General features: G+C 60.5%; 15 protein-coding genes. 12 read left to right on the top strand and 3 right to left on the bottom strand.

Annotation, left to right across the window (positions count from 1 at the left end; genetic code table 11):
* Positions 1-14: 14 nt before the first annotated feature.
* Both coaBC and KP701_RS02740 read right to left on the bottom strand, forming a co-directional pair.
* Complete coding sequence (gene coaBC, locus KP701_RS02745; protein WP_215745679.1) at positions 15-1,205, bottom strand: bifunctional phosphopantothenoylcysteine decarboxylase/phosphopantothenate--cysteine ligase CoaBC; 1,191 nt, start codon at positions 1,203-1,205, stop codon at positions 15-17.
* Positions 1,206-1,209: 4 nt separating this feature from the next.
* Entirely contained in the window at positions 1,210-1,998 is a 789-nt protein-coding gene (locus tag KP701_RS02740; protein ID WP_153429170.1) for a class I SAM-dependent methyltransferase, read from the bottom strand.
* A gap of 30 nt (positions 1,999-2,028) precedes the next feature.
* On the opposite strand from KP701_RS02740, the gene mutM reads away from it, so the two are divergent.
* The 12 genes from mutM (at position 2,029) to KP701_RS02680 (ending at position 20,363) form a co-directional block, all read left to right on the top strand.
* The gene (gene mutM, locus KP701_RS02735) at positions 2,029-2,862 is read left to right on the top strand and encodes a bifunctional DNA-formamidopyrimidine glycosylase/DNA-(apurinic or apyrimidinic site) lyase (protein ID WP_215745612.1); all 834 of its coding nucleotides are present in this window, start codon (positions 2,029-2,031) and stop codon (positions 2,860-2,862) included.
* 138 nt (positions 2,863-3,000) lie between these two features.
* Positions 3,001-3,270 (top strand): 30S ribosomal protein S20, encoded by a 270-nt coding sequence (gene rpsT / locus KP701_RS02730; RefSeq protein WP_011253998.1) that lies wholly within the window; start codon positions 3,001-3,003, stop codon positions 3,268-3,270.
* A gap of 324 nt (positions 3,271-3,594) precedes the next feature.
* The gene (gene dnaA / locus KP701_RS02725) at positions 3,595-5,034 is read left to right on the top strand and encodes a chromosomal replication initiator protein DnaA (RefSeq protein WP_252345349.1); all 1,440 of its coding nucleotides are present in this window, start codon (positions 3,595-3,597) and stop codon (positions 5,032-5,034) included.
* A gap of 90 nt (positions 5,035-5,124) precedes the next feature.
* Positions 5,125-6,249 carry a DNA polymerase III subunit beta gene (gene dnaN, locus KP701_RS02720; RefSeq protein WP_215745611.1) on the top strand — a complete coding sequence of 375 codons (1,125 nt, stop codon included), beginning with the start codon at positions 5,125-5,127 and terminating at the stop codon, positions 6,247-6,249.
* 27 nt (positions 6,250-6,276) lie between these two features.
* Entirely contained in the window at positions 6,277-7,380 is a 1,104-nt protein-coding gene (recF, locus tag KP701_RS02715) for a DNA replication/repair protein RecF (protein WP_215745610.1), read from the top strand.
* An 85-nt stretch (positions 7,381-7,465) separates the two neighbouring features.
* Complete coding sequence (gene gyrB, locus KP701_RS02710; RefSeq protein WP_215745609.1) at positions 7,466-9,910, top strand: DNA topoisomerase (ATP-hydrolyzing) subunit B; 2,445 nt, start codon at positions 7,466-7,468, stop codon at positions 9,908-9,910.
* Positions 9,900-10,691 carry a DUF3108 domain-containing protein gene (locus KP701_RS02705; protein WP_215745608.1) on the top strand — a complete coding sequence of 264 codons (792 nt, stop codon included), beginning with the start codon at positions 9,900-9,902 and terminating at the stop codon, positions 10,689-10,691. Before gyrB ends, KP701_RS02705 begins: the two co-directional genes overlap by 11 nt.
* Before the next feature lie 104 nt (positions 10,692-10,795).
* Complete coding sequence (gene glmU / locus KP701_RS02700) at positions 10,796-12,130, top strand: bifunctional UDP-N-acetylglucosamine diphosphorylase/glucosamine-1-phosphate N-acetyltransferase GlmU (protein WP_215745607.1); 1,335 nt, start codon at positions 10,796-10,798, stop codon at positions 12,128-12,130.
* On the top strand, positions 12,130-13,956 hold the full coding sequence (gene glmS / locus KP701_RS02695) for a glutamine--fructose-6-phosphate transaminase (isomerizing) (protein WP_215745606.1): 1,827 nt from the start codon (positions 12,130-12,132) through the stop codon (positions 13,954-13,956). The genes glmU and glmS overlap by 1 nt, the downstream gene beginning before the upstream one ends.
* A 77-nt stretch (positions 13,957-14,033) precedes the next feature.
* Positions 14,034-17,000 (top strand): FAD-binding and (Fe-S)-binding domain-containing protein, encoded by a 2,967-nt coding sequence (locus tag KP701_RS02690; protein WP_215745605.1) that lies wholly within the window; start codon positions 14,034-14,036, stop codon positions 16,998-17,000.
* A 116-nt stretch (positions 17,001-17,116) separates the two neighbouring features.
* On the top strand, positions 17,117-17,737 hold the full coding sequence (locus KP701_RS02685; protein ID WP_215745677.1) for a thiamine phosphate synthase: 621 nt from the start codon (positions 17,117-17,119) through the stop codon (positions 17,735-17,737).
* A 49-nt stretch (positions 17,738-17,786) separates the two neighbouring features.
* The gene (locus KP701_RS02680; protein ID WP_215745604.1) at positions 17,787-20,363 is read left to right on the top strand and encodes a cation:proton antiporter; all 2,577 of its coding nucleotides are present in this window, start codon (positions 17,787-17,789) and stop codon (positions 20,361-20,363) included.
* Here KP701_RS02680 and KP701_RS02675 read toward each other — a convergent pair.
* Positions 20,360-21,802, bottom strand: coding sequence for a peptide MFS transporter (locus KP701_RS02675; protein ID WP_215745603.1), 1,443 nt, complete (start codon positions 21,800-21,802; stop codon positions 20,360-20,362). The genes KP701_RS02680 and KP701_RS02675 overlap by 4 nt on opposite strands.
* Positions 21,803-22,120: the final 318 nt, after the last annotated feature.

Raw genomic sequence — 22,120 nt, 5'->3', positions numbered from 1 at the left:
GCGGATTGTGATCCCTATGAAGACGGATCGGCAAAGAAGGCTGCGATCCGCTGGACGAGCTGCTCCGCAACGTCCGTCTTGTCCATTTCCGGCCAGCTCTGAACGCCGTTGTCGTCGATCAGGCTGACGGTATTGCGCATGGCACCGAACACGCCCTGACGCACATCATTGGCCACCAGCCAGTCGCATCCCTTGCGCAAACGTTTAGTCTGGGCATTTTCCAGAACATCATCCGTTTCGGCCGCAAATCCCACGACGAGGCGCGGGCGTTGTGGCGCATGGCAGAGCGTCGCCAGAATGTCCGGGTTTTCCACCAGTTCGAGGCTGGGCGGCCCGTCACCGGTCTTCTTGATCTTGCCCGGCGCCAGTTCCTTTGCACGCCAGTCACTGACAGCGGCGGTACAGACCGCAGCATCGACCGGCAACGCCGCTTCACAGGCTGCCAGCATCTCGCGGGCGGTCTGAACGGAAATACGGTGGACGCCTTTTGGCGCGGGGATCGAGACCGGTCCGCTGACCAGCGTGACCTCCGCCCCCCGTGCTGCCAGAGCCGCCGCGATGGCATAGCCCTGTCGACCGGAAGAATGATTGGACAGAAACCGTACGGGATCGAGCGGTTCGACAGTCGGGCCAGCCGTCACGAGAATACGGCGTCCGGCCAGCGAGCAATCCGGCGTCAGGATCTTCAGAATGGCGTCGCGGATAACGGAGGGCTCGCTGAGGCGGCCCGCGCCGACTTCTCCGCAGGCCATGCTTCCCACGTCCGGCCCGACGATGGAAACGCCCCGCGCTTTGAGGATTTTCAGGTTGGCCTGGGTCGCAGGATGTTCCCACATCCGCACATTCATGGCGGGGGCCAGCAGGATGGGGGATGTGGCCGCGAGCAGAAGTGTGGTCGCCAGATCGTCCGCGAGGCCATGGGCCATGCGCGCCATGATATTGGCCGAGGCGGGGCAGACGACCACGAGATCCGCGCTTCGGGCCAAGGCGATATGGCCGATCTCGCTTTCCTGCGTCGGCTCGAACAGAGCGTCATGCACGCGCTCTCCTGCCAGCGTCTCAAGGCTGAGCGGGGTGACGAAGGCTTTGGCGGCCTCGGTCATGACGGGCGTGCCGGCAATGCCCTCAGCCCGCAGCAGGCGCACCAGTTCAAGCGCCCGGAACGCCGCGATGCCGCCCGAGACGATCAGCAGGACGCGGCGCATGGTCTTACAGACGCCAGCCGGAATGGATGGCAGCGATGCCACCCGAGAGATTGCGATACTGGACCTGCTCCAGTCCGGCGTCGCGCATCATCTGCGCCAGCGTTTCCTGATCGGGGAACATGCGGATGCTTTCGGCGAGATACTGGTAGCTCTCGGAATCCTTGGCGATGATCTGACCCATCTTGGGAAGAACCTGGAAGGACCACATGTCATAGATCGGGGCGAGGGCTGCAATCTCGACCTGCGAGAACTCCAGGCAGAAGAAGCGGCCGCCCGGCTTGAGCACACGACGCGCCTCACGCAGCACGGCCGACTTGTCCGTGCAGTTGCGCAGGCCAAAGGCGATGGTTACGCGATCGACGGAGCAGTCGGGCAGGGGAATGGCTTCCGCATCCACCACGCAGACCTCGATCTTGCCGATCAGCCCGGCCTTGATGGCGCGGTCACGCCCCACGGAAAGCATGGCGGCATTGATGTCGGACAGGATGGCCGGGCCACCGCCGGCACGGAGCCAGCCAAAGGTGATGTCCCCCGTACCACCAGCCAGATCCAGCAGCTTCATGTTCGGGCGCGGATTGAGCATGCCTACGAAAATGCGCTTCCAGACGCGGTGAATCCCCAGCGACATCACGTCATTCATAATGTCGTATTTCCCGGCGACGCTCTCGAACACCTCCCGGACCATCGTCTTTTTCTGGCCGCGCGGAACACTCCGGTAGCCGAAATCGGTGGTGTCCTCGGCGTGTGCGGAGGACTGGAAGGGCGAGGCGTTGTGTTCTGCGCTATCGGTCATGGGGCAATCGATATATCGTTGAGGCCAGCCATGCCAGAGCTTCCAGAAGTCGAAACCGTCATGCGCGGATTTCGTGATGCCTTTGAAGGGCACCGAATCAGCCATGTTTCCGTCAATCGTCCAGACCTTCGTTGGCCGTTTCCCGCTGATCTGCGGGAAAAGCTGGAAGGCCGTCACGTTTTCTCATTCCACAGGCGCGCGAAGTATATTCTCATGCGTCTTGAAGGCGGGTGGAGCATGCTGCTGCATCTGGGCATGTCGGGCCGACTCACGATTGGCCGGGCAGGGACAAACGCGACTCCGCCAGCACACGAGCATCTGGTCCTTGAAACGGACAGCGGCGCGAGGGCAGGGCTGGTCGATCCCCGGCGCTTTGGCATGGTCGATCTGGTTCGGACATCTGAAGAGGACAGGCACCGCCTCTTGGCCCATCTGGGGATGGAGCCTCTCTCGGACGCCATGACCGGTCCGGCACTGGCGGACCTGTTCCGGGGCAGGCGCTCGCCGATCAAGTCTGCGCTGCTGGACCAGAAGCTGATCGCAGGTCTTGGCAATATCTATGTATGTGAGGCGCTGTTCCGCTGCGGCATTCACCCCGAGCGGCAGGCCTGTACCCTGACGAAAGAGGAGAATGCCGCCCTTGCAGAGGCCATTCCGCAGATCCTGGAGCAGGCCATCGCGTCCGGAGGATCGTCCCTGCGCGACTATGTGCAGGCTGACGGCACGAAAGGCGGGTTTCAGGACCTGCACCTCGTCTATGGACGTGAAGGCGCTCCATGCCCCAACTGCGGCGCGGGGAGCCCGATCCTGCGCATGACGCAGTCAGGCCGTTCGACGTTCTTCTGTCCGACCTGCCAGAAATAGACCCAGAGACAGGCGGCGTGACAGGAAGATGCCCCCATCCTGTGTAAAATGTGCAAAACGCTTGACGGGACCCGTCCGGACAGAGTAGACGGCGCCAACCATTTACGCGACCAAAACGCAAACTGAACCGAAAGATCCATGGCAAACACAGCTTCTGCCCGCAAGCGTATCCGTCAGAACGAACGTCGCCGTGAGCGCAACGTTGCCCGCATGTCCCGCATGCGTACGTTCATCAAGAAGGTTGAACTCGCCATCCAGGCCGGTGACAAGTCCGCTGCTGCCGAGGCCTTCAAGGTTGCACAGCCGGAAATGCAGCGCGCAGCAGGCAAGGGCGTGATTGCCAAGAACACGATCAGCCGCAAGCTGTCCCGTCTGTCCGCCCGCGTGAAGGCTCTGGCAACCGCCTGAGCTTCACCTTCGGGTCGGAACTGAAGAACGCGCTCCCCACCAGGAGCGCGTTCTTTTTTGACTGCAGCTCCTGACATCTTTTTCCCAAGCATCTGACCCCGGGTTGCCGATGGGGAACACCCTCATGACATCCCGCTGAACCCTTCGTGTTCCAGCTTGCTTCGGGCTGAACGGACGCCTATTCTGGGGGTTCGACAAAAAAGTATCGGATGCTCTGGCTTCTCCGGAAATTCGCCAGCTTTTCTGCTGCAGGTTTCTGTCGAGAGCACAATCGCCCTGCGCGCAGGGAACCACAACTGATACCCGCCCCGTGCGGGAATGGATATGAAAGGGGGTACAATGGTGGAAAACGCTCAGTATCTGGACGCCAGCGCCTCCGCCCCCGGTTCGACGACACCGCTGGAAACCGCCTGGATCCGCGTTCGTGAGAAACTGAAGAGTGAGGTTGGCGAGGTCGAATACCGGACATGGCTCCGGCAGATCGTTCTGGGACCACTCGAAGAAGATGAACTGACCCTCTACCTGCCCACGCGTTTCCTGCGTGACTGGGTCCGTAGCCAGTATGAGGAGCGCCTTCAGACGCTCTGGCGTACCGAGCGCGAGGATATCAAAGGGGTTGAGCTTCAGGTCAAGCGTGGGCTGCCTGAAGTCTCCATGAGTGACACAGAGGACGGGGAAGACGGCCCGGTCGAGGGGCATGAACTCGCTCCGCAGGCTGCTGCCCCCGAAAATCGCAGCGATCTGGCCGTTCCGCTCGATCCGCGTTTCACGTTCGATACCTTCATCGTCGGCAAGCCCAACGAGTTTGCCTATGCCTGCGCCCGCCGTGTGGCGGAAAAACCGTCGAGCCCGGGCTTCAATCCACTGTTCCTGTATGGCGGAGTCGGCCTCGGCAAGACCCATCTGATGCACGCCATCGGAACGGAGCTGACCCGGACCGGCAAGGTCTCCGTGGCTTACATGTCCGCGGAAAAGTTCATGTACCGCTTCATCGCGGCGATCCGTTCGCAGTCCACGATGGAGTTCAAGGAACAGCTCCGTTCCGTTGACGTGCTGATGATCGATGATCTCCAGTTCCTGATCGGCAAGGACAACACGCAGGAAGAGTTCTTCCATACGTTCAATGCCCTCGTCGATGCTGGTCGCCAGATCATCGTCAGTGCCGACAAGAGCCCGTCCGATCTGTCAGGTCTTGAAGACCGCCTGCGGACCCGTCTGGGCTGTGGCATGGTCGCAGACATCCATGCCACGACCTTCGAGCTGCGCATTTCCATTCTGGAAGCCAAGGCCAAGGCCTCGGGCACGCATGTTCCGTCCAAGGTTCTGGAATATCTTGCCCACAAGATTACGACCAATGTCCGCGAGCTGGAAGGCGCGCTCAACCGCCTGATCGCCCATGCTGATCTGGTCGGACGTCCTGTGACGCTCGATACGACGCAGGATGTTCTTAAAGACATGCTGAAGGCTCATGACCGTCGCGTCACGATCGAGGAAATCCAGCGCAAGGTCTCCGAGCACTGGAACATCCGCCTCACGGACATGTCCTCGGCACGCCGTGCCCGTGCCGTAGCACGTCCGCGTCAGGTGGCCATGTATCTGGCCAAGCAACTGACAAGCCGGTCTCTTCCGGAAATCGGACGCAAATTTGGCAACCGCGACCACACGACCGTCATGCACGCCGTCAACCGCGTCACCGAGCTGATGGATCAGGACACATCCTTCGCCGAGGACGTGGAACTGCTGCGCCGGATGCTGGAAGGCTGACCTGTCCGGACCTCCGATCCCTCTCTTTCCCGAGGGGCGGGGGTCTGCTAGGTTCTCTCAATTAATTCAAGATCTTCGCCGAGGCTCGGAATGAAATTCAAGGTTGACCGTACCCTGCTGCAACGGGCTCTGGCGCATATTCACGGCGTTGCGGAAAAGCGGAATACCATTCCCATCCTGGCCAACGTTCTGATGAGCTATCAGGATGATGTTCTGCGCCTGACGGCAACGGACATGGAAATCGCCGTCGTGGAAGACGTTCCGGCGAGCGGCGAGCGCTCCGGCTCCACGACCGTTCCGGCGGCGGTGCTCTTTGAGATCGTCCGCAAGCTGCCTGATGGCGTTGCTCTGGAGTTCGATCATCAGGACAGTGAGGCACCGCTCGCCTTGCGGGCCGGCCGTTATGCCACCAGCCTGAACGTGCTTCCGGTCGATGATTTCCCGGCGATGGTTGCAGGCGATCTGCCGCATCGTTTCACGATCCCGGCAGCAACACTGCGCGGCCTGATCGATCGTACTAAATTCGCCATTTCCAACGAAGAAACCCGTTATTATCTGAACGGCATCTATTTGCACGTGGCAGAAAATGGCACGGTTCCGATGCTGCGTGCAGTGGCTACGGACGGCCACCGTCTTGCCCGCGTCGAGACGGATCTTCCGGAGGGCGCACGCGGCATGCCGGGGGTCATCATCCCGCGCAAGACCATCAACGAACTGCGCAAGCTGCTCGACGAAGGCGCTGCCGATCTGGAAGTATCGCTGTCCGACACCCGCATCCAGTTCCAGGCTGGTCCGGTCCTGCTGACCTCCAAGCTGATCGACGGTACCTTTCCGGAATATGAGCGTGTCATTCCCAAGGGTAATGACCGCATCCTGCGCGTTGGAAAGCGCGACTTTGCAGCAGCCGTTGGTCGCGTCGCAGCCATCAGCCAGGAGCGTTCGCGTCCGGTCAAGCTGTCCGTCACGCAGAACATGCTGAACCTGTCGGCCACCAGCCCTGATCAGGGCGTGGCACATGAGGAACTGGACGAAAACGCCGTTTCCTACGACGCTACGCCGATCGAAATCGGTTTTCAGGCCCGTTATCTGACGGACATCACCGATCAGATCGACGTGGAAGTGGAATTCGCATTTTCCGACAGCTCTGCTCCCACCATCGTCCGTGACACGGCATCGCCTTCGGCGCTGTATGTCCTGATGCCCATGCGGGTCTGAGCACGAACCGCGTTTGAAACTGACCCGGTGAAACTGACCCGGCTCGCGCTGACGGATTTCCGGAATTACACCCATACCGTCTGGACCCCGGATGCTTCCATCCTGGTTCTGACAGGAGAGAACGGTTCCGGGAAAACCAACCTGCTCGAAGCCGTTTCCCTGCTGGCACCCGGTCGCGGCCTGCGGGGAGCCGCACTTCCCGCTTTGTGCCGTCAAGGCGCAAAACGATGGGGGGTCGCGGCCACGCTCCAGTCGGGACTGGACGAATTTCAGATTGGAACGGGAAGCGATCTGAGCGAAAAACAGCGCCGGACATTCCGGCTCGATGGGGAAAACATCCGCTCCCAGGCTCTGATCGGCCAGAGGTTTTCCTGTGTCTGGCTGACGCCTCAGATGGACCGGCTTTTTCAGGAAGGATCAAGTGGTCGGCGGCGGTTTCTGGACAGGCTGGTGATGGCGCTGTCTCCCGATCATGGCCGCCAGATCGCAGCGCATGACCGCTCAGTTGTCAGCCGGAACCGGGTTCTGTCTGAACGTCCGAACGAGGCGGAATGGCTTACTTCCATAGAAGACTCCATCGCTCGTCATGCCGTCGCAGCGTCTGCCGCTCGGCTGGCACTCATCGAGAGCATGAACGCCCATCCTTTTGAAAATGATGGATTTTCTTCCAGTACGCTGCATCTGGACTGTGCCATCTCAAGCCGCCTGACAACCCAGCCGGCCCTCGAAGTCGAAGACTGGATCAGGAACAGCCTGCGATTGGCCCGCACAGAAGACCAGCAGCGCTCCACGACATCCGTTGGCGCCCATCGGGCCGATTTCACGCTTTCGGACACCGCCACGGGACGTCCGGCCGAGCTTTCGAGCAGCGGTCAGCAGAAGGTCATGCTGACCGGCACGATCCTGTCCCATGCGCGGCTGATGACACAGGAACGCGGGCAAGCTCCGGCCATCCTGCTTGATGAACCCCTTCTTCATCTGGATGAGATGCGCCGGCACGCGCTTCTCGACAGCCTTGAGGAACTGCGGGCGCCTGTCCTGATTACCGGCACGGATGCCGAGGCATTCACGCCGATCGCAGGCCGCGCCCAGTTTTTTTCCGTCAGGAACGGCACCATATCCCCTTCCTGACACCCCGCCGCCGCTGGCCTAAATGAACGGCAGGGGCTATACTGATCCATCAGTTATTCAGAGTACCACGGAGACCGTCACGCGCATGTCAGAGACCCAGAACCAGCCCGAGATTCCTGGCGCAGACGGTGAAGATTACGGCGCTTCCTCCATCTCGGTCCTGAAGGGGCTGGACGCCGTCCGCAAGCGTCCGGGCATGTATATCGGCGATACCGATGACGGCTCGGGCCTGCATCACATGGTCTTCGAAATCATCGACAATGCGGTGGACGAAGCTCAGGCCGGCCATGCAACCTACTGTATCCTGACTCTGAACGGGGATGGTTCCGTTTCGGTGCGCGACGACGGCCGTGGCATTCCAACCGATCTGCACCCCGAAGAAGGTATCAGCGCCGCCGAAGTCGTGCTGACCAAGCTTCATGCCGGCGGCAAGTTCAACCAGAATTCCTATAAGGTTTCCGGTGGTCTGCACGGCGTGGGTGCGGCCGTGGTGAACGCCCTGTCCGAATGGATGGAAGTGCGGATCTGGCGCAACGGGCTGGAGCACAAGATCCGCTTCCAGCATGGCGAGCGCGACGAGGCCCTGCATATCATCGGGCCGTCCTCCGAAGACCGGGGCACACTGGTCACGTTCAAGCCCAGCAAGCAGACCTTCACGAAGGTCGATTTCGATATTTCCATTCTTGAACGCCGTGTCCGCGAGCTCGCATTCCTGAATTCGGGCATGCTGATCATCCTGCGCGACGAGCGTCATGCCGAACCGAAGGAACTGCGCTTCCACTATGATGGTGGTCTGAGCGCGTTCGCGGAATGGCTTGATTCTTCAAAAACTTCCATCGTCACACCCCCCATTACGGGCGAGATCGACAATCCTGAAAGCGGCATCCGCGTCGAGTTCGCGCTGACCTGGAACGACAGCTATCACGAGACGATGCTGTGCTTCACCAACAACATCCCGCAGCGCGATGGCGGCACGCATCTGGCCGGTTTCCGTCAGGCCCTGACGCGCGTCGTGGGCAAGTATGCCGAAGGTGTGGCTAAGCGTGAGGCAGGATCACTGACGGGCGAGGACATGCGCGAAGGCATGACCGCCGTCCTGTCCGTGAAGGTCCCTGATCCCAAGTTCTCCTCGCAGACAAAGGACAAGCTCGTCTCGTCCGAAGTCCAGCCGGTCGTCCATGCTGCTGCGTCCGATGCGATCTCCCACTGGTTCGAGACGCATCCCAAGGAAGCGAAGGCCATCGTCGCCAAGATCATCGACGCCGCCAGCGCACGTGAAGCTGCGCGTCGCGCGCGTGAACTGACGCGCCGCAAGGGGGTGCTGGATGTGTCCTCGCTTCCAGGCAAGCTCGCGGACTGTCAGGAACGCGATGCGTCCAAAGCTGAAATTTTTATTGTCGAGGGTGACTCCGCAGGTGGCACGGCCAAGCAGGGACGGGACCGTCGTTTTCAGGCCATCCTGCCGCTGCGTGGCAAGATCCTGAACGTCGAGCGCGCCCGGTTCGACCGGATGCTGGGATCAGCAGAAATCGGAACGCTGATTACGGCGCTTGGCACCGGCATCGGTCGGGGTGAAGTCGATCAGGGCGGTTTCTCGGCCGAAAAGCTGCGCTACCACAAAATCGTCATCATGACCGATGCTGACGTCGACGGTTCGCATATTCGCACGCTGCTGCTGACCTTCTTCTTCCGTCAGATGCCGGAACTGATCGAGCAGGGCTATCTCTATATCGCCCAGCCGCCGCTTTATCGCGCCAAGCGCGGTCAGGAAGAGCGTTATCTCAAGGATGATGCCGCTCTTGAACAGTATCTGCTGGATAAGGCGCTGGCGAATGCCTCCCTGCGCTTTGCGGATGGTCGTGAACTGACGGGAGAGCCTCTGGCCGAGGAAATCGCCTTCCTTTCGGCTGCCGCCCGTCGCCTTCAGAGCATTGCGTCCAAGGTTCCCGTCTGGGTCATGGAGCAGGCCGCCATCTCGGGTGTGCTCGACAGCGATATTGCTGTCGCAACCTCACGGATGTCCGAGTTCCAGCAGCGTCTGGATGGGGCTTCGCTGCCCAACGAGCGCGGCTGGAAAGTCTCCATTTCGGAAACCGGTCTGGAATGCGCACGTTCCGTCCGTGGCGTAGGCGAGGTTTACCGGATCGAGCCTTCGCTCCTGCGCTCTGCGGAAGCCCGCTGGCTGGTGTCGGAATGGGAACGTCTGGCCCGCGATTTCGCAAAACCCGTCACGCTCACGCTCGACCCCACGGCTTACGAACTGTTTGGCCCCGCAGCCGTCATGGAGCGCATCCTGCTTCAGGGCCGTCGCGGCCTGACCATCAACCGGTTCAAGGGTCTGGGCGAAATGAACGACGAGCAGCTGTGGCACACCACACTCGATCCTTCGACCCGCACTCTGCTGCAGGTCCGGGTCGGGGACGTGGAAGATGCCGGACAGGTGTTCTCGACGCTGATGGGTGACGTCGTGGAGCCCCGCAGGGACTTCATTGTCGGCAATGCCCTGAAAGTGGCCAATCTTGACGTTTAAGGCTCTTGTCGCAGGGACCGCACTTGCCCTGATGGCCGGGCTGGGCTGTAGCCCGGCCCGGGCCGAGGGGCAGGTCAATGCCGCCTATGCCGTTTATCTCAAGGGCTTTCACGTCCTGAATGCGCAGGCCTCCTATCAGCTCCAGCCCTGGGGCTATGGTGGCAGTACGCAGATCAAACCTGCGGGTCTGATCAGCTGGTTCGTGACCATGGACGTGACATCCCGCGTTGAGGGGAAGTTTACGCCCGATGGCAACGTGCAGCCGGTGCTGTTTGACAGTGGTGGCATTTCCCGCGGCAAGCACCGCCATGTCCGGCTGGAGTTCTCGAACGACACTCCAAAAGTGACGGATCTCCAGCCCGCGGAAACCGACCGCGAACCGATCCCCGACAGCTCCCTGCCGCATACGGTCGATACTCTGAGCGGTATGGCGCATCTGCTGCATGCTCTTGCCACGACCGGGAAATGCGACGGAACCCAGATCATCTTCGATGGAATTCGGCTGAGTGAAATGGTGGTCCATGGTCCGACTGCGGCAGACATCCCGCAGGGACAGGACGAGGCCTATTCCGGACAGGCCCTGCGCTGTGACTTCATAGGGCGCCAGCTTGCCGGCTTTGTGAAGGACTCTCCGAACAGGGCAAAGCTGGCCTCTCCCCAGCCGGGATCCGTCTGGTTCAAAAAGATCGACGGTCTGGGACTGGTCCCGATCCGGATCGAGTTCAACCACCCCAAACTCGGGCGTGTCATGGTTGTCATGCAACACGCCGTAGCTCCCTGAACAGAGCACTCGAACGTCTTGCAATAATCGGCAATTCGAAGTGATGACACAGTCTGCGGGCTCCGTTTGACGCGGACCCGTGGTTTGGATACCCCGGGCGGGATATGACCGACAGCACCCATTGCACCACTGCCATCATCCTTGCCGCGGGCCTCGGCACGCGCATGAAATCCCATCTGCCTAAGGCGCTGCATCGTCTGGGCAACCAGCCGATGATTAACCATCTCATCACAACTGCCCGACAGGTCTTCGATGATGTGGTTGTCGTCACGGGACCGGACATGCCGGACCTTGAAAAGGCCGTCCGACCTTTCAAAACCGTCACACAGATCGAGAGGCTTGGCACAGCACATGCCGCCAACACGGCGCGGGACCTGTTCGGCACTGGCGACGTGGCCGTTCTCTATGCCGATAATCCGCTGATTACGGCAGAGACGATGCAACACCTGCTGGCCGCACGCAGGGAAGGCGCCAGTCTGGCACTTCTTGGAATGCGGCCAGCCAAACCGGGGCGTTATGGCCGGATTGTCGAAGACCACGGCAGGGTCGTGAAGATCGTCGAATTCAAGGATGCCACGGAAGATGAACGCCGTATCACGCTGTGCAATGCGGGCGTCATGTGTGCCAGAGCTGACGACTTCCGGACCTGGCTTGCGAATGTCGGCAACGACAACGCCCAGGGCGAGTATTACCTGACAGACGTGGTTGAAATGGCTGCCAAAGCCGGACCGGTCGTTTGCGTGGAAGCACCGGAAGCCGAACTGGCGGGCGTTAATTCCCGCTCGGAACTGGCTCGCGCCGAGGCGACGCTCCAGACCCGCCTGCGAAATGCGGCTATGGATGCTGGTGTTACGCTTGTTGCTCCTGAAACCGTTTTCTTCAGCACCGACACCGTCATTGAGGCGGATGTGACGGTCGAGCCAAACGTTTTCTTTGGCCCCGGCGTCAGGGTCCGTACCGGTGCCCTCATTCGTGCCTTTTCCCATCTGGAAGGCTGTGAGGTCGGGGAAAATGCGATGATCGGTCCCTATGCCCGGCTGCGTCCCGGCACGCTCTGTGCCGCGGAGACGCATGTCGGAAATTTCGTCGAACTCAAGAATGTAGAGCTGGGTGAGGGTGTGAAGGCCAATCACCTGACCTATCTTGGCGATGCCTCGATCGGGAGGGGCACGAATGTTGGAGCAGGGACCATCACCTGCAACTACGATGGCGTGTTCAAACACCGGACCACAATTGGCGAGCGCGTGTTCGTCGGCTCGGATTCCATCCTCGTGGCTCCCGTAACCGTCGGCGACGATGCCCTTATTGCGGCCGGCAGCGTCATCACCAGTGATGTCCCGCCCGGCGATCTGGCTCTGGGCCGGGCACGGCAGACGCTGAAAAGCGGGCAGGGCCTTCAGATCAAACAGTCTCTCAAAGCTCGGAAGGAACAGGGCTGATGTGCGGTATCTGCGGTATTGTTGGACACCAGCCTGCCAGTCCGATCGCGTTCGAAGCGCTCCGCCGTCTTGAATATCGCGGATATGATTCCGCCGGCATCGCCACACTGACGGCATCGGGAAACATCGAGCGCCGTCGTGCGGCTGGCAAGCTCGACAATCTCGAGCATGTCCTGAAAGAACACCCGCTGCCTGGCACGACTGGCATTGGGCATACGCGTTGGGCCACACATGGCGCGCCCACGGAAAACAACGCTCACCCGCATGAAGCCGGTCGTGTGGCCATCGTCCATAACGGCATCATCGAGAACTTCGCCGAGCTCAAGAAAGAGCTTGAGGCGAAAGGACGCGTGTTCCGGACGGAAACGGATTCAGAGACGGTCGCCCATCTGGTCGATGACTATCTAGGGCAGGGGCTGGAACCTCGGGAAGCAGCTTTTGCCGCAATCAAGCGGCTGGAAGGTGCCTATGCCATTGCCATGATCTTCAAGGATCATGAGGGCCTGCTGATCGGGGCCCGCCATGGCGCTCCCCTGGCCGTAGGTTACGGCAACGGCGAGATGTTCCTGGGGTCCGACAGCATTGCGCTGGCTCCGATGGCCCGGAAAATGACCTATCTGGAAGATGGGGACTGGTGTGAGCTGACCCCCGGTCATGTCGCGATTTTTGATATGACCGGATCGGAAGTCAGCCGTCCGGTTCAGGACCTGGCCTTCATGGCGGGACAGGTCGGCAAGGACGGCTACCGGCATTACATGGAGAAGGAACTCCATGAACACCCCGTCGCCATCGGACAGACGCTGAAGCGCATTACCGACCCGGCTTCAAAGCGCATCGCCCTTCCGAAAATGCCGTTTGATCCGGCGCAGGTTCCCCGCATCACCATCACAGCCTGCGGGTCCGCCTATTATGCCGGCATGGTGGGGCGGTACTGGCTGGAATCCCTTGCGCGTATCCCGGTGGAAATCGATGTCGCATCCGAAATGCGCTATCGCGAGCCGCCGCAGCCAGACAAGGGCGTGGCGCTGCTGATTTCCCAGTCTGGCGAGACGGCCGACACATTGGGAGTTCTGCGGAGCCTCAAAAAAGCCGGGCAGAGCATTGTTTCCGTGCTCAATGTTGAGCATTCGACCATGGGACGTGAAAGCGATCTCGTGCTGGGTATGGATGCTGGGCCAGAAATCTCCGTAGCCTCTACCAAGGCTTTCACGGCCCAGCTTTCCGTTCTGGCTGCTTTGGCGATTGACTTCGCGCGGGCCCGCGGCACCATGGATCAGGCCCGTGAAGAACGTCTGACGGCCAGCCTGCTGGATCTACCGTCCCGCGCTGCGGAAGTCTTTACCCGCACCAGGGATATCCAGGCGATGGCGGCTGTTGTCGCACAGGCCCGGGACGTCCTTTATCTGGGGCGCGGCATCTGCACGCCGATCGCCTTTGAAGGTGCATTAAAATTAAAGGAAATCAGTTACATCCACGCCGAAGCTTATGCGGCGGGTGAACTGAAGCATGGCCCCATCAGCCTGATCGACCAGACCGTCCCGGTCGTCGCCATAGCACCGTCCACGATCCTGTTCGACAAGACGCTGTCCAATCTGCAGGAAGCGAAGGCGCGTGGCGGACGCATTCTCGCCTTCACCGATGCAGAAGGTGCGAAACGTCTTGAGGGCGTGGCGGAACAGGTTGTCATCATGCCGGATGTGGACGCTTTCGTGGCCCCGATCCTGTATGCCATTCCCGTTCAGATGCTGGCTTATGAAGTGGCCCTTCTCAAAGGGACGGATGTGGACCAACCGCGTAATCTCGCCAAATCCGTTACGGTAGAATGAAAAATTTCCCTTTCGGAGGGGATTTTTTGCAAACATTATCATGACATTACGCATGGCAGGCTGAAGGAGAGGCAGAAATGGGCGGAGACGTAGTATCCGGAAGACCAACCGGGAATTCAGGGCTCTCTCCCAGCGCCTCCGAAATCACCCTGCGCGAAGCCTTTGTCAGGCGGCTGGATGAGCAGGGATTTGAAGGCGATATCAACCTGCAGGTCTCGTCTCGGCTGGTTTCTTCCACCGATAACAGCATCTATCAGCGCCTTCCGGCCGCCGTTATTCATCCACGCACGCAGGAAGATCTCAACCGGGCCGTCCGCGCTGCAGCAGATGGAGACCTGACCCTTGCGATCCGTGGCGGCGGGACAGGCACCAACGGACAGTCGCTGACAGATGGTATCGTCCTTGATGTCTCCCGCCATCTGGACCGGATCCTGGATTTCGATGCCGAGGCAGGGACGGTCACGGTGGAACCGGGCGTCATTCTCGCGCGCCTCAATGCGTTCCTTAAACCTCACGGATTTTTCTTCCCCCCTACGGTCTCGACCGCCACCCGAGCCACGATCGGTGGCATGATTGCGACCGATGCGTCAGGCAAGGGATCGCGCATTTACGGTCGGACTTCCGACTACATAGAAACGATGGACGTCGTGCTCTCGGACGGAACCGATCTGCAGGTCGGCCGACTGACAGCCCCACAGTTGAAAGATGCGATGAGCAGGAAAGGGCTTGCCGCCCGCGCTTATCGCGAAGTCCATCGGGTCGTTACGGAACAGGCAGACGAGATCCGACGCGTCTTCCCTGACATGAACCGTGGTCTGACGGGATACAACCTTCAGAACGTCCTCCTTGAGGACGGAAGCTTCCATATCGCACGCCTCCTGGCCGGGTCGGAAGGCACGCTTGCCCTGACCAAGAAGGTCGTCCTGCGGGTCAGACGTCTGCCAAAATACCGGCAACTCATCGTCGTTCGCTATGCCAGCTTCAACGATACCCTGCGCGATGTTCAGACGCTTCTGCCCGCCAACCCGTCTGCGGTAGAAGTGCTGGATGACCGCGTTCTTGCCAAGGCCCAGCAGGACGTGACATGGCACGCGCTGGAACGCGTCCTTGGCACCAGGTCTGCGCTCCCGGTCAAGGGTATGAGCTTCGTCGAGTTCGTCGGGGACGATCTGGACCTCCTGCAGGAACAGATGGCCCATGCCGTCACCCTGCTTGAGAACTCTCCCCACAAACCCATTGATCATAAAGCAGTTTCTGACCCTGACATTATCGCGAACCTCTGGACGCTACGAGAAAAATCCGTTGGTCTTCTCGGGCGTCCGGACGGTCACAAACAGGGCGTTCCGTTCGTCGAAGATACTGCCGTTCCCCCGGTAGTCCTGCCTGAATATGTCAGCGAATTCCGCGACATTCTGGACGGGTACGGACTGTCCTATGGCATGTTTGGACATGCCGATGTCGGCTGCCTGCATGTCCGCCCATTTCTGGACATGCTCACGCCGCAGGACCGGGCTCTGATCCGGCCGATTTCAGACGCGGTGGCTGCTCTGACGAAACGACATGGTGGTCTGCTCTGGGGCGAGCATGGGCGGGGCTTTCGCGGCGAGTTCTCGCCCCTGTTTTTTGGAGAAACGCTGTTCGCGGAACTCTGCCGGATCAAGGATATCTTTGATCCCAAAGATATTTTCAACCGTGGCAAGCTGGCGCCAGGTGGGGCAGGCTATCCCGTGGACCGCATTGACGGCATCCCGTTCAAGGGCAGCTTCGACGAAGATATTGCTCCCGCACTCCGCGAGCCTTACGCCCTGTCCGTCAGTTGCAACGGTAATGGTGCCTGTTTCAACCGTGAGCCGGACATGGCCATGTGTCCATCCTACAAGGCCACGAAAGACCGGTCACAATCCCCGAAAGGGCGTGCCCTTCTGCTCAGAAGCTGGGCCAGGATGCGCTCCCTGCCGGACAACGCGCCCGACCGGGAGATGCTCCCGGTTCTGACGGAAGAACTCAAGGCGTCACTGGACACCTGCCTGTCGTGCAAGGCCTGCGCGACGCAGTGTCCGATCCGCGTGGATATTCCGTCCATGCGCTCGAAGTTCCTTGCAACCTACTTCCGCGACAACCGCAGGCCGGTTCGCGACTATCTTGTCTATTGGCTGGAGCCCCTGCTGGCGGTCGGAAGAGAAGCTCCGGCGCTGGCCAATCTCCTGATGCACAATCCGGTCTCGCAGGCTGTTCTGTCGCGGATCGGGCTGGTGGATCTTCCGCATCTGAAGCCTGCCCGACTGGGAGCCGACAGTCGGGTCTGCCGCTCCTGGCTGCGTCGTAACCGTCATAACCCGCGGGCGGTAATCCTGATCCAGGATTCCTTTACCGGCAGCTTTGACGGTGGCCTCATCGAGAAAGTTCATGCGCTCCTGACATCTCTTGGGCTGGACGTGAAAGTCACGCCCGTCTGGGACAACGGCAAGGCCCGCCACGTTCTGGGATTCCGCAGGGGCTTTGGCGTTACGGCCCGTCAGACATTGCGGAAGCTGCGAGGCCTGGCGGCTTTTGATATTCCGGTCGTTTCTCTGGATGCCGCTACCGGGCTCATGTTCACGCAGGAATACAGGGAAGTCTCAGGGAACACCCCCATCCCGGCCGTTCTTCCGCTGGAAACCTATCTGCGCGAGCAAATAGAGCAGGGGGCGTTCGCGCAGGTGCCGAGCGGAAGCAACGCCAAATCCCTGACGGTCATCTCGCACTGCACGGAACAGGCTGCCCGTCCGGAAAGCGCGGGAGACTGGGCCTTCATCCTTCGACATTTCGGCGTGTCTGTTCAGGCAGGAAAGGCCGGATGCTGTGGCATGGCCGGGCTGTTCGGGCACCAGAAAGAACAGGCGAGCCTCTCCCGCCAGATCTTTGATCAGAACTGGGCAGGAAAAGTGAAGCAGCCGGTCCTGACGACCGGATTTTCCTGCCGCTGCCAGACCGAGCGCATGGCCGGTTATCGTCCGTCCCATCCGGCGGAAGCATTGATCTCCGCGTTGCAGGAACGGTCCTGAAAACAGGACGTTCATAACGATGAAGCGCCTCTGGACGCACCCCGTCCAAGCTGTAACACTGTTACCTGTCCGATGATGCGCGGCTTTTCGTGCAGGCCCTGTGGAGTACGAATGTGATGTCTTCCCTTCCATCAAGGATTTACGCTGTCGTCGACCATCCGCGCTGGGTGGAACGGCTTGGTGGAGCGGGTCTGCGTTTCATCGAACTCTATCTGCGTGATCTGCCGGAAGAAGAGATCAGGGCGCAGGCCCTGCTGGCACAGGAACTGGCCGCACGTTTCAATGTTTCTCTGGCGCTGAACCGCTACTGGCAGACGGCCATCGAACTGGGCTATGAATGGCTGCATCTTGGCCCGGAAGATCTGGAGACGGCGGATCTCGACGCGATCCGGACCGCTGGCATCAAATTTGGCATCTCGACCCATACGCATGAAGAGCTGCAGACAGCGCTCGCCTGCAAGCCGGATTATGTGTCCTTCGGCCCGGTCTGGTCCACGCAGCTCCGGGGCGTTCCTCTGACGGGCCGGGGCCTGGAGAAACTGGCAGAATGGCGCGGGCTGTGCGGCAATGTTCCGCTGGTTGCCATTGGCGGCATTACCGTGCCCCGGCTGGCGGAATGCCTTGAGGCAGGCGCCGATACGGTTGCCGTCATGAGCGACTTCATCGGCCATCAGGACCCGGAAGGGCAGGTCCGACGCTGGCTCGACGCTGTCTCCCGGGAGACAGCACCAACTTGAAACACGTCAAGTCGTCTGAGAACGACCACATGAAGGAGCCGAGACAACGATGATGGTGACAGGACTGGCAGCCGTACTCCTAGCGCTTGCGTTCCTGCTCACGCTTGTCAGCATCATCCAGCCTCTCGCGAAACGTCTCGAGATTTCCGAAGCTGTCCTGTTGGCCCTGACCGGGATCGGGCTGGGTCTTGTCGCGTCCCTGATCGTGCGTTCCTCGGCCACGGATCTGCTGGACGGGGCGGCCGAGGCGCTGATCTATTTCCCGGTCAACAGCGAAGCCTTCCTGCTGATCTTTCTGCCCGTTCTGGTGTTCCAGGGGGCCATGGCCATCGACGTACGGCGTCTGGCCCATGAAACGGCAACGGTGCTTCTGCTGGCCGTCGTGGCCGTTATTGTCTCGACAGCCACCATTGGATTTGCGCTCTATCCGTTTGCCAAACAGAGCCTCGTCGTCTGCCTGCTTCTGGGATCGATCGTCGCGACGACCGATCCGTCTGCCGTGGCCGGGATCTTCCGTGAAATCGGGGCGGCCTCGCGTCTGACGCGCCTTGTCGAAGGTGAGGCGCTCCTGAACGACGCCGCGGCCATTTCGATCTTCTCGATCCTTCTGGCGGCCGTCACGTCACATCATCAGATCCATCTGGCCGACGCGCTGATGGACTTCCTGACCGCCTTCATCGGGGCGATCGTGGTTGGCGTCTGCCTGGCGCGTCTCACATTGCTGCTGATTGCGGGACTGGGAGGATCGTCAGCTTCGGAAGTCACGCTGACGCTGGCGCTGCCTTATGCCGTTTACATCCTGTGCGATGAGATGCTCGGTTTTTCCGGAGTGGTCGCAACGGCAGCCGCGGGGCTGACGGTCTCCGCTTATGGGCCGTCGACCTTCCGGCCACAGGTCTGGCGTTTCCTGAACGAGATGTGGGAGCAGCTCGTTTTCTGGGCCGGCTCTCTCGTGTTCCTTCTGGCCGCCATGCTGGTGCCGCGACTGCTGATCGGCATGACGAAATGGGATTTCGTGCTGATCCTGATCGCCAGCGTCGCTGGTCTGATCGCACGTTCGGCCGTGATTTTCGGAATGCTGCCGCTTCTGGCCATCACGAAGCTCTCGCCGCCCGTTCCCAATCCCTTCAAGGCCACGATGGCCTGGGGGGGCATCCGTGGCGCCATTACGCTGGCGCTGGCGCTGGCCGTGACCGAGAACCAGAGCGTCTCGAGCCCCGTTGCCCATTTCGTCGGCATCATCGCCACCGGCTTCGTTCTCATCACGCTTCTGGTCAACGGGACCACGCTGCGGGCGCTCGTCCTGTTCTTCAAGCTGGATCAGCTGTCGCCCATCGATCAGGCCATCCGCCAGCAGATCGTCGGCATCGGCCTTGGTGAGGTTGCGGAACGGACACGGGAGCTTTCCGAAGAGCTCGGTTTCAGCGAGCAGACCCGCGCCGGCGTCATCAGTCGTCTTGAACGGCGTGCGGAAAAGGAGAGGGCGGCCAACAATTTTGAATCTGCCCTGAGCGACCGCAATCGCGTCAATATCGCCCTGATTACCATCGCCAACCAGGAGCGCTCCCTGCTGCTGGACCTGTTCCGCATTCAGGGACTATCCCGGCGCGTGATGGAGACATTGCTGCGCACGGCTGAATCCATGGCCGATGGCGCACGTCTCGAAGGACGGTATGGCTATGTCCGTGCGCTCAAGCGCCGTCTTCAGCCCTCGTGGCGCTTCCGGATCGCGCAGGAACTCCACAGCCGCCTGCATATCGACGAGCCGCTGACGAACTGCATGATGGAGCGTTTCGAGATGCTCATCATCGCGCATCTCGTCTCGCTTTCGCTCCAGCGCTTCATCCGCCAGCGCATGGAGCCGACACTTGGCCCGCGTATCACGGAAATCGTGTCTGAAGTCCTCGGCCGCCAGCGCAAGCTGCTGGACGATGCTCTGGAGACGCTGCGTCTGCATTATTCCGGTTATTCCGAAGCGCTGGAAAGCCGCATCCTGCGCCAGATTGCCCTGCGTCTGGAGGATGAGGAATATGACGCGCTCGAAGCGGACAATCTGATTTCCGAGGAGCTGCACCGCGAACTACACCGTGAGATCGAGCGCCAGCGCGCCCGGTTGGATGCGCCGCTGCGCTTCAATCTCAAGAGCGGCATCGAGCAGCGTCTCAGGGCCTTCCCGGCCTTCAACGGCGTTCCCGACAGTGTGCTTCAGAAACTTTCGGGCAAGGTCTCCATGCATTTTGTCTCGCCTGGAGAAATCCTGTTCAAACGCGGACAGCGCGTGCGCGTCGTCTATGCGCAGGTGGCAGGACTGGCGGAAGTCAATCTGGCGGAACGGGACCTGCTGTTCGGAAGCGGAGACCTGATCGGTGCGGCCTCCGTCATCCGCAATGAGACCATGCCCGGGACCGTCCGCTCCCTGCAGTTCAGCCATCTGCTTGCCATTCCGCGTCCGGTGTTCGAGAAGCTGCTGAAGGAATATCCCATCGTTCAGCGCCTCATTATCCAGCGCAGCAAGAAAAGGGCGGATGGGCTACTGACGCCCGTCACGGTCCGTACGCTGGATGGCGATGCTGTCTCAACGGCATCGGCCCCGGAAATGCGCCGACTGGTTGCGCCGCCGTCTTAAGGGACGGGTGGCGCGGTCTCTTTGCCGGGGGCCAGAAGGGCACGGAAGCGCACGGCACAGAAGCCAAGGATTGCCGCTGCCACAAAGGCGGCTCCTGAATGCAGCAGCCAGAACGAAACATCGGAAATCCGTCCCAGCAGCGTCGCCAGCTTTCCGATCAGCAGATTGGACAGGAACAGATGAAGCGAGAAGCAGGCGACGAGAATAGTGTTGAGGCTCACCGGGGCAGCGCGTGAGAAAAGCGCCATTCCGATCGCATAACTCATCGAAAACCCGATGTCGTTGATGATGTGAAAGGCCAGTCCCCAGAGCAGGCTGACCTCATGGGGACCCGGACTGATCCATGATCCCAAAGCCAGCATCAGCGGCCCGAAAGCCCCAATGAACGTCCCAAGCGTGACCTTGGAGATCTCTGACAGATCAGGCCTGCGACGTGCATAGGCCTTCCAGAACCAGAGGACCAGTACGGCGCACAGGGTGCTGATAAATCCGTCCAAGGAAATGAGATCACTCACCGGCATCTCGTATCCCAGAAGGTGAAGCTGGAAATGCTCGCGCCCCCAGAGCAGGTAGCCGTCGAAGATTTCCGAGTTCGGAACGGCCCCCACGGCCAGAACAGGAACAAGCGCCAGAAGCAGCCAGGTCGTCTTTTTTTCCTGCGACGTCAGGGCAAGGCGTGCGTGCTTTATGTCCGGAGCCGGAGCCTCAGACCGAAGCACCGCAACAGCAGGAGCGGGGAGCCAGCGCCGCCCCACGAGATAGACCACCAGCCCGATCAGCATGCCCAGGCCCGCTGCCAGAAAGCCCCAGTGCCATTCAATCTGTGCAAGGCTCGCACACAGGACCGGGGACACGATGACCGCGATCTGAAGCCCCATCATGTATATCTGATAGGCATCTGAACGCCGCCGGTCACCCAGTTCATACAGCGCGCCGACCTGTGCCCGCAGACCACCTGCCATGCCAAGCCCGGCCAGCAGAAAACCGAGAGCCAACACAAAGCTCCAGTCAAATGACATCAGGAAATGGCCCGCTGTCATCAGGATAGCGCCCAGCAGGATGGTCCGTGTCTGGCCGAGGACGCGGTCCGCCAGAAAACCGCCCAGGAGAGGGGTGGCATAAACCAGCGCCAGGAACAGGCCTGTAATGGCTGCGCTCATGGCGCGCGGTCCGACAGGCGCATAAAGGGCCGAAACAAACGCCTCAAGCGGCCCGAGACCCACAACGGCTCCTGAATGAGCCGGCTGCAGCAGATGGTCCGTCAAATACAGGGCCAGAATGGCCTGCATCCCGTAGAGCGAGAACCCGACCCAGCCTTCGGTCAGCGTCAGCACCCACAATCCGATGGGATGCCCCCAGAGTTCCCGCTGTTCTGGTTCCCGCTGTTTTCCGGCGGAAGACTGTTCGACAACAGGGGAAGCAGGAAGGATCTCGGTCATGCGGCCTCATTCGCACAGGGGCGGGATAACCTGCGTAAAGGGAGAAAGCCGCTGAGGTAAAGGGGGAGAGAGGGCAATGGCGAAATGCCATAGATTATATTTGTGGCTTTTTGCCATAGAACCATAACTCGACAAGCCAGCATCCAGCCTATGGCAAAATGGCCTAATTCCTAAAATTGGCATTTTGCCATAGGTGTCATGTTTGCCGTTACGGGAAAGCCTTGCATCCATCCGAAAGCAGCCGCTGGAAGCCGGAAAACCAGAAATGGCATTTTGCCATACATGGAAAACGGCTGAAAACTGCTGATGTTATTGCTT

This window comes from Gluconobacter sp. P1C6_b (assembly GCF_018811945.1).
GTDB lineage: Bacteria > Pseudomonadota > Alphaproteobacteria > Acetobacterales > Acetobacteraceae > Gluconobacter.
The sequence above is the reverse complement of the archived record's forward strand: the minus strand, read 5'-3'. Positions and strand labels throughout refer to the sequence as shown.

Bases quoted from the DNA above. Each gene is read 5' to 3' on its own strand.
- KP701_RS02690 (WP_215745605.1), top strand. From the start codon at position 14,034: ATGGGCGGAGACGTAGTATCCGGAAGACCAACCGGGAATTCAGGGCTC.
- KP701_RS02675 (WP_215745603.1), bottom strand. From the start codon at position 21,802: ATGACCGAGATCCTTCCTGCTTCCCCTGTTGTCGAACAGTCTTCCGCC.
- KP701_RS02740 (WP_153429170.1), bottom strand. From the start codon at position 1,998: ATGACCGATAGCGCAGAACACAACGCCTCGCCCTTCCAGTCCTCCGCA.
- KP701_RS02680 (WP_215745604.1), top strand. From the start codon at position 17,787: ATGATGGTGACAGGACTGGCAGCCGTACTCCTAGCGCTTGCGTTCCTG.
- KP701_RS02685 (WP_215745677.1), top strand. From the start codon at position 17,117: ATGTCTTCCCTTCCATCAAGGATTTACGCTGTCGTCGACCATCCGCGC.
- glmS (WP_215745606.1), top strand. From the start codon at position 12,130: ATGTGCGGTATCTGCGGTATTGTTGGACACCAGCCTGCCAGTCCGATC.
- gyrB (WP_215745609.1), top strand. From the start codon at position 7,466: ATGTCAGAGACCCAGAACCAGCCCGAGATTCCTGGCGCAGACGGTGAA.
- rpsT (WP_011253998.1), top strand. From the start codon at position 3,001: ATGGCAAACACAGCTTCTGCCCGCAAGCGTATCCGTCAGAACGAACGT.
- glmU (WP_215745607.1), top strand. From the start codon at position 10,796: ATGACCGACAGCACCCATTGCACCACTGCCATCATCCTTGCCGCGGGC.
- coaBC (WP_215745679.1), bottom strand. From the start codon at position 1,205: ATGCGCCGCGTCCTGCTGATCGTCTCGGGCGGCATCGCGGCGTTCCGG.
- dnaN (WP_215745611.1), top strand. From the start codon at position 5,125: ATGAAATTCAAGGTTGACCGTACCCTGCTGCAACGGGCTCTGGCGCAT.
- mutM (WP_215745612.1), top strand. From the start codon at position 2,029: ATGCCAGAGCTTCCAGAAGTCGAAACCGTCATGCGCGGATTTCGTGAT.
- dnaA (WP_252345349.1), top strand. From the start codon at position 3,595: ATGAAAGGGGGTACAATGGTGGAAAACGCTCAGTATCTGGACGCCAGC.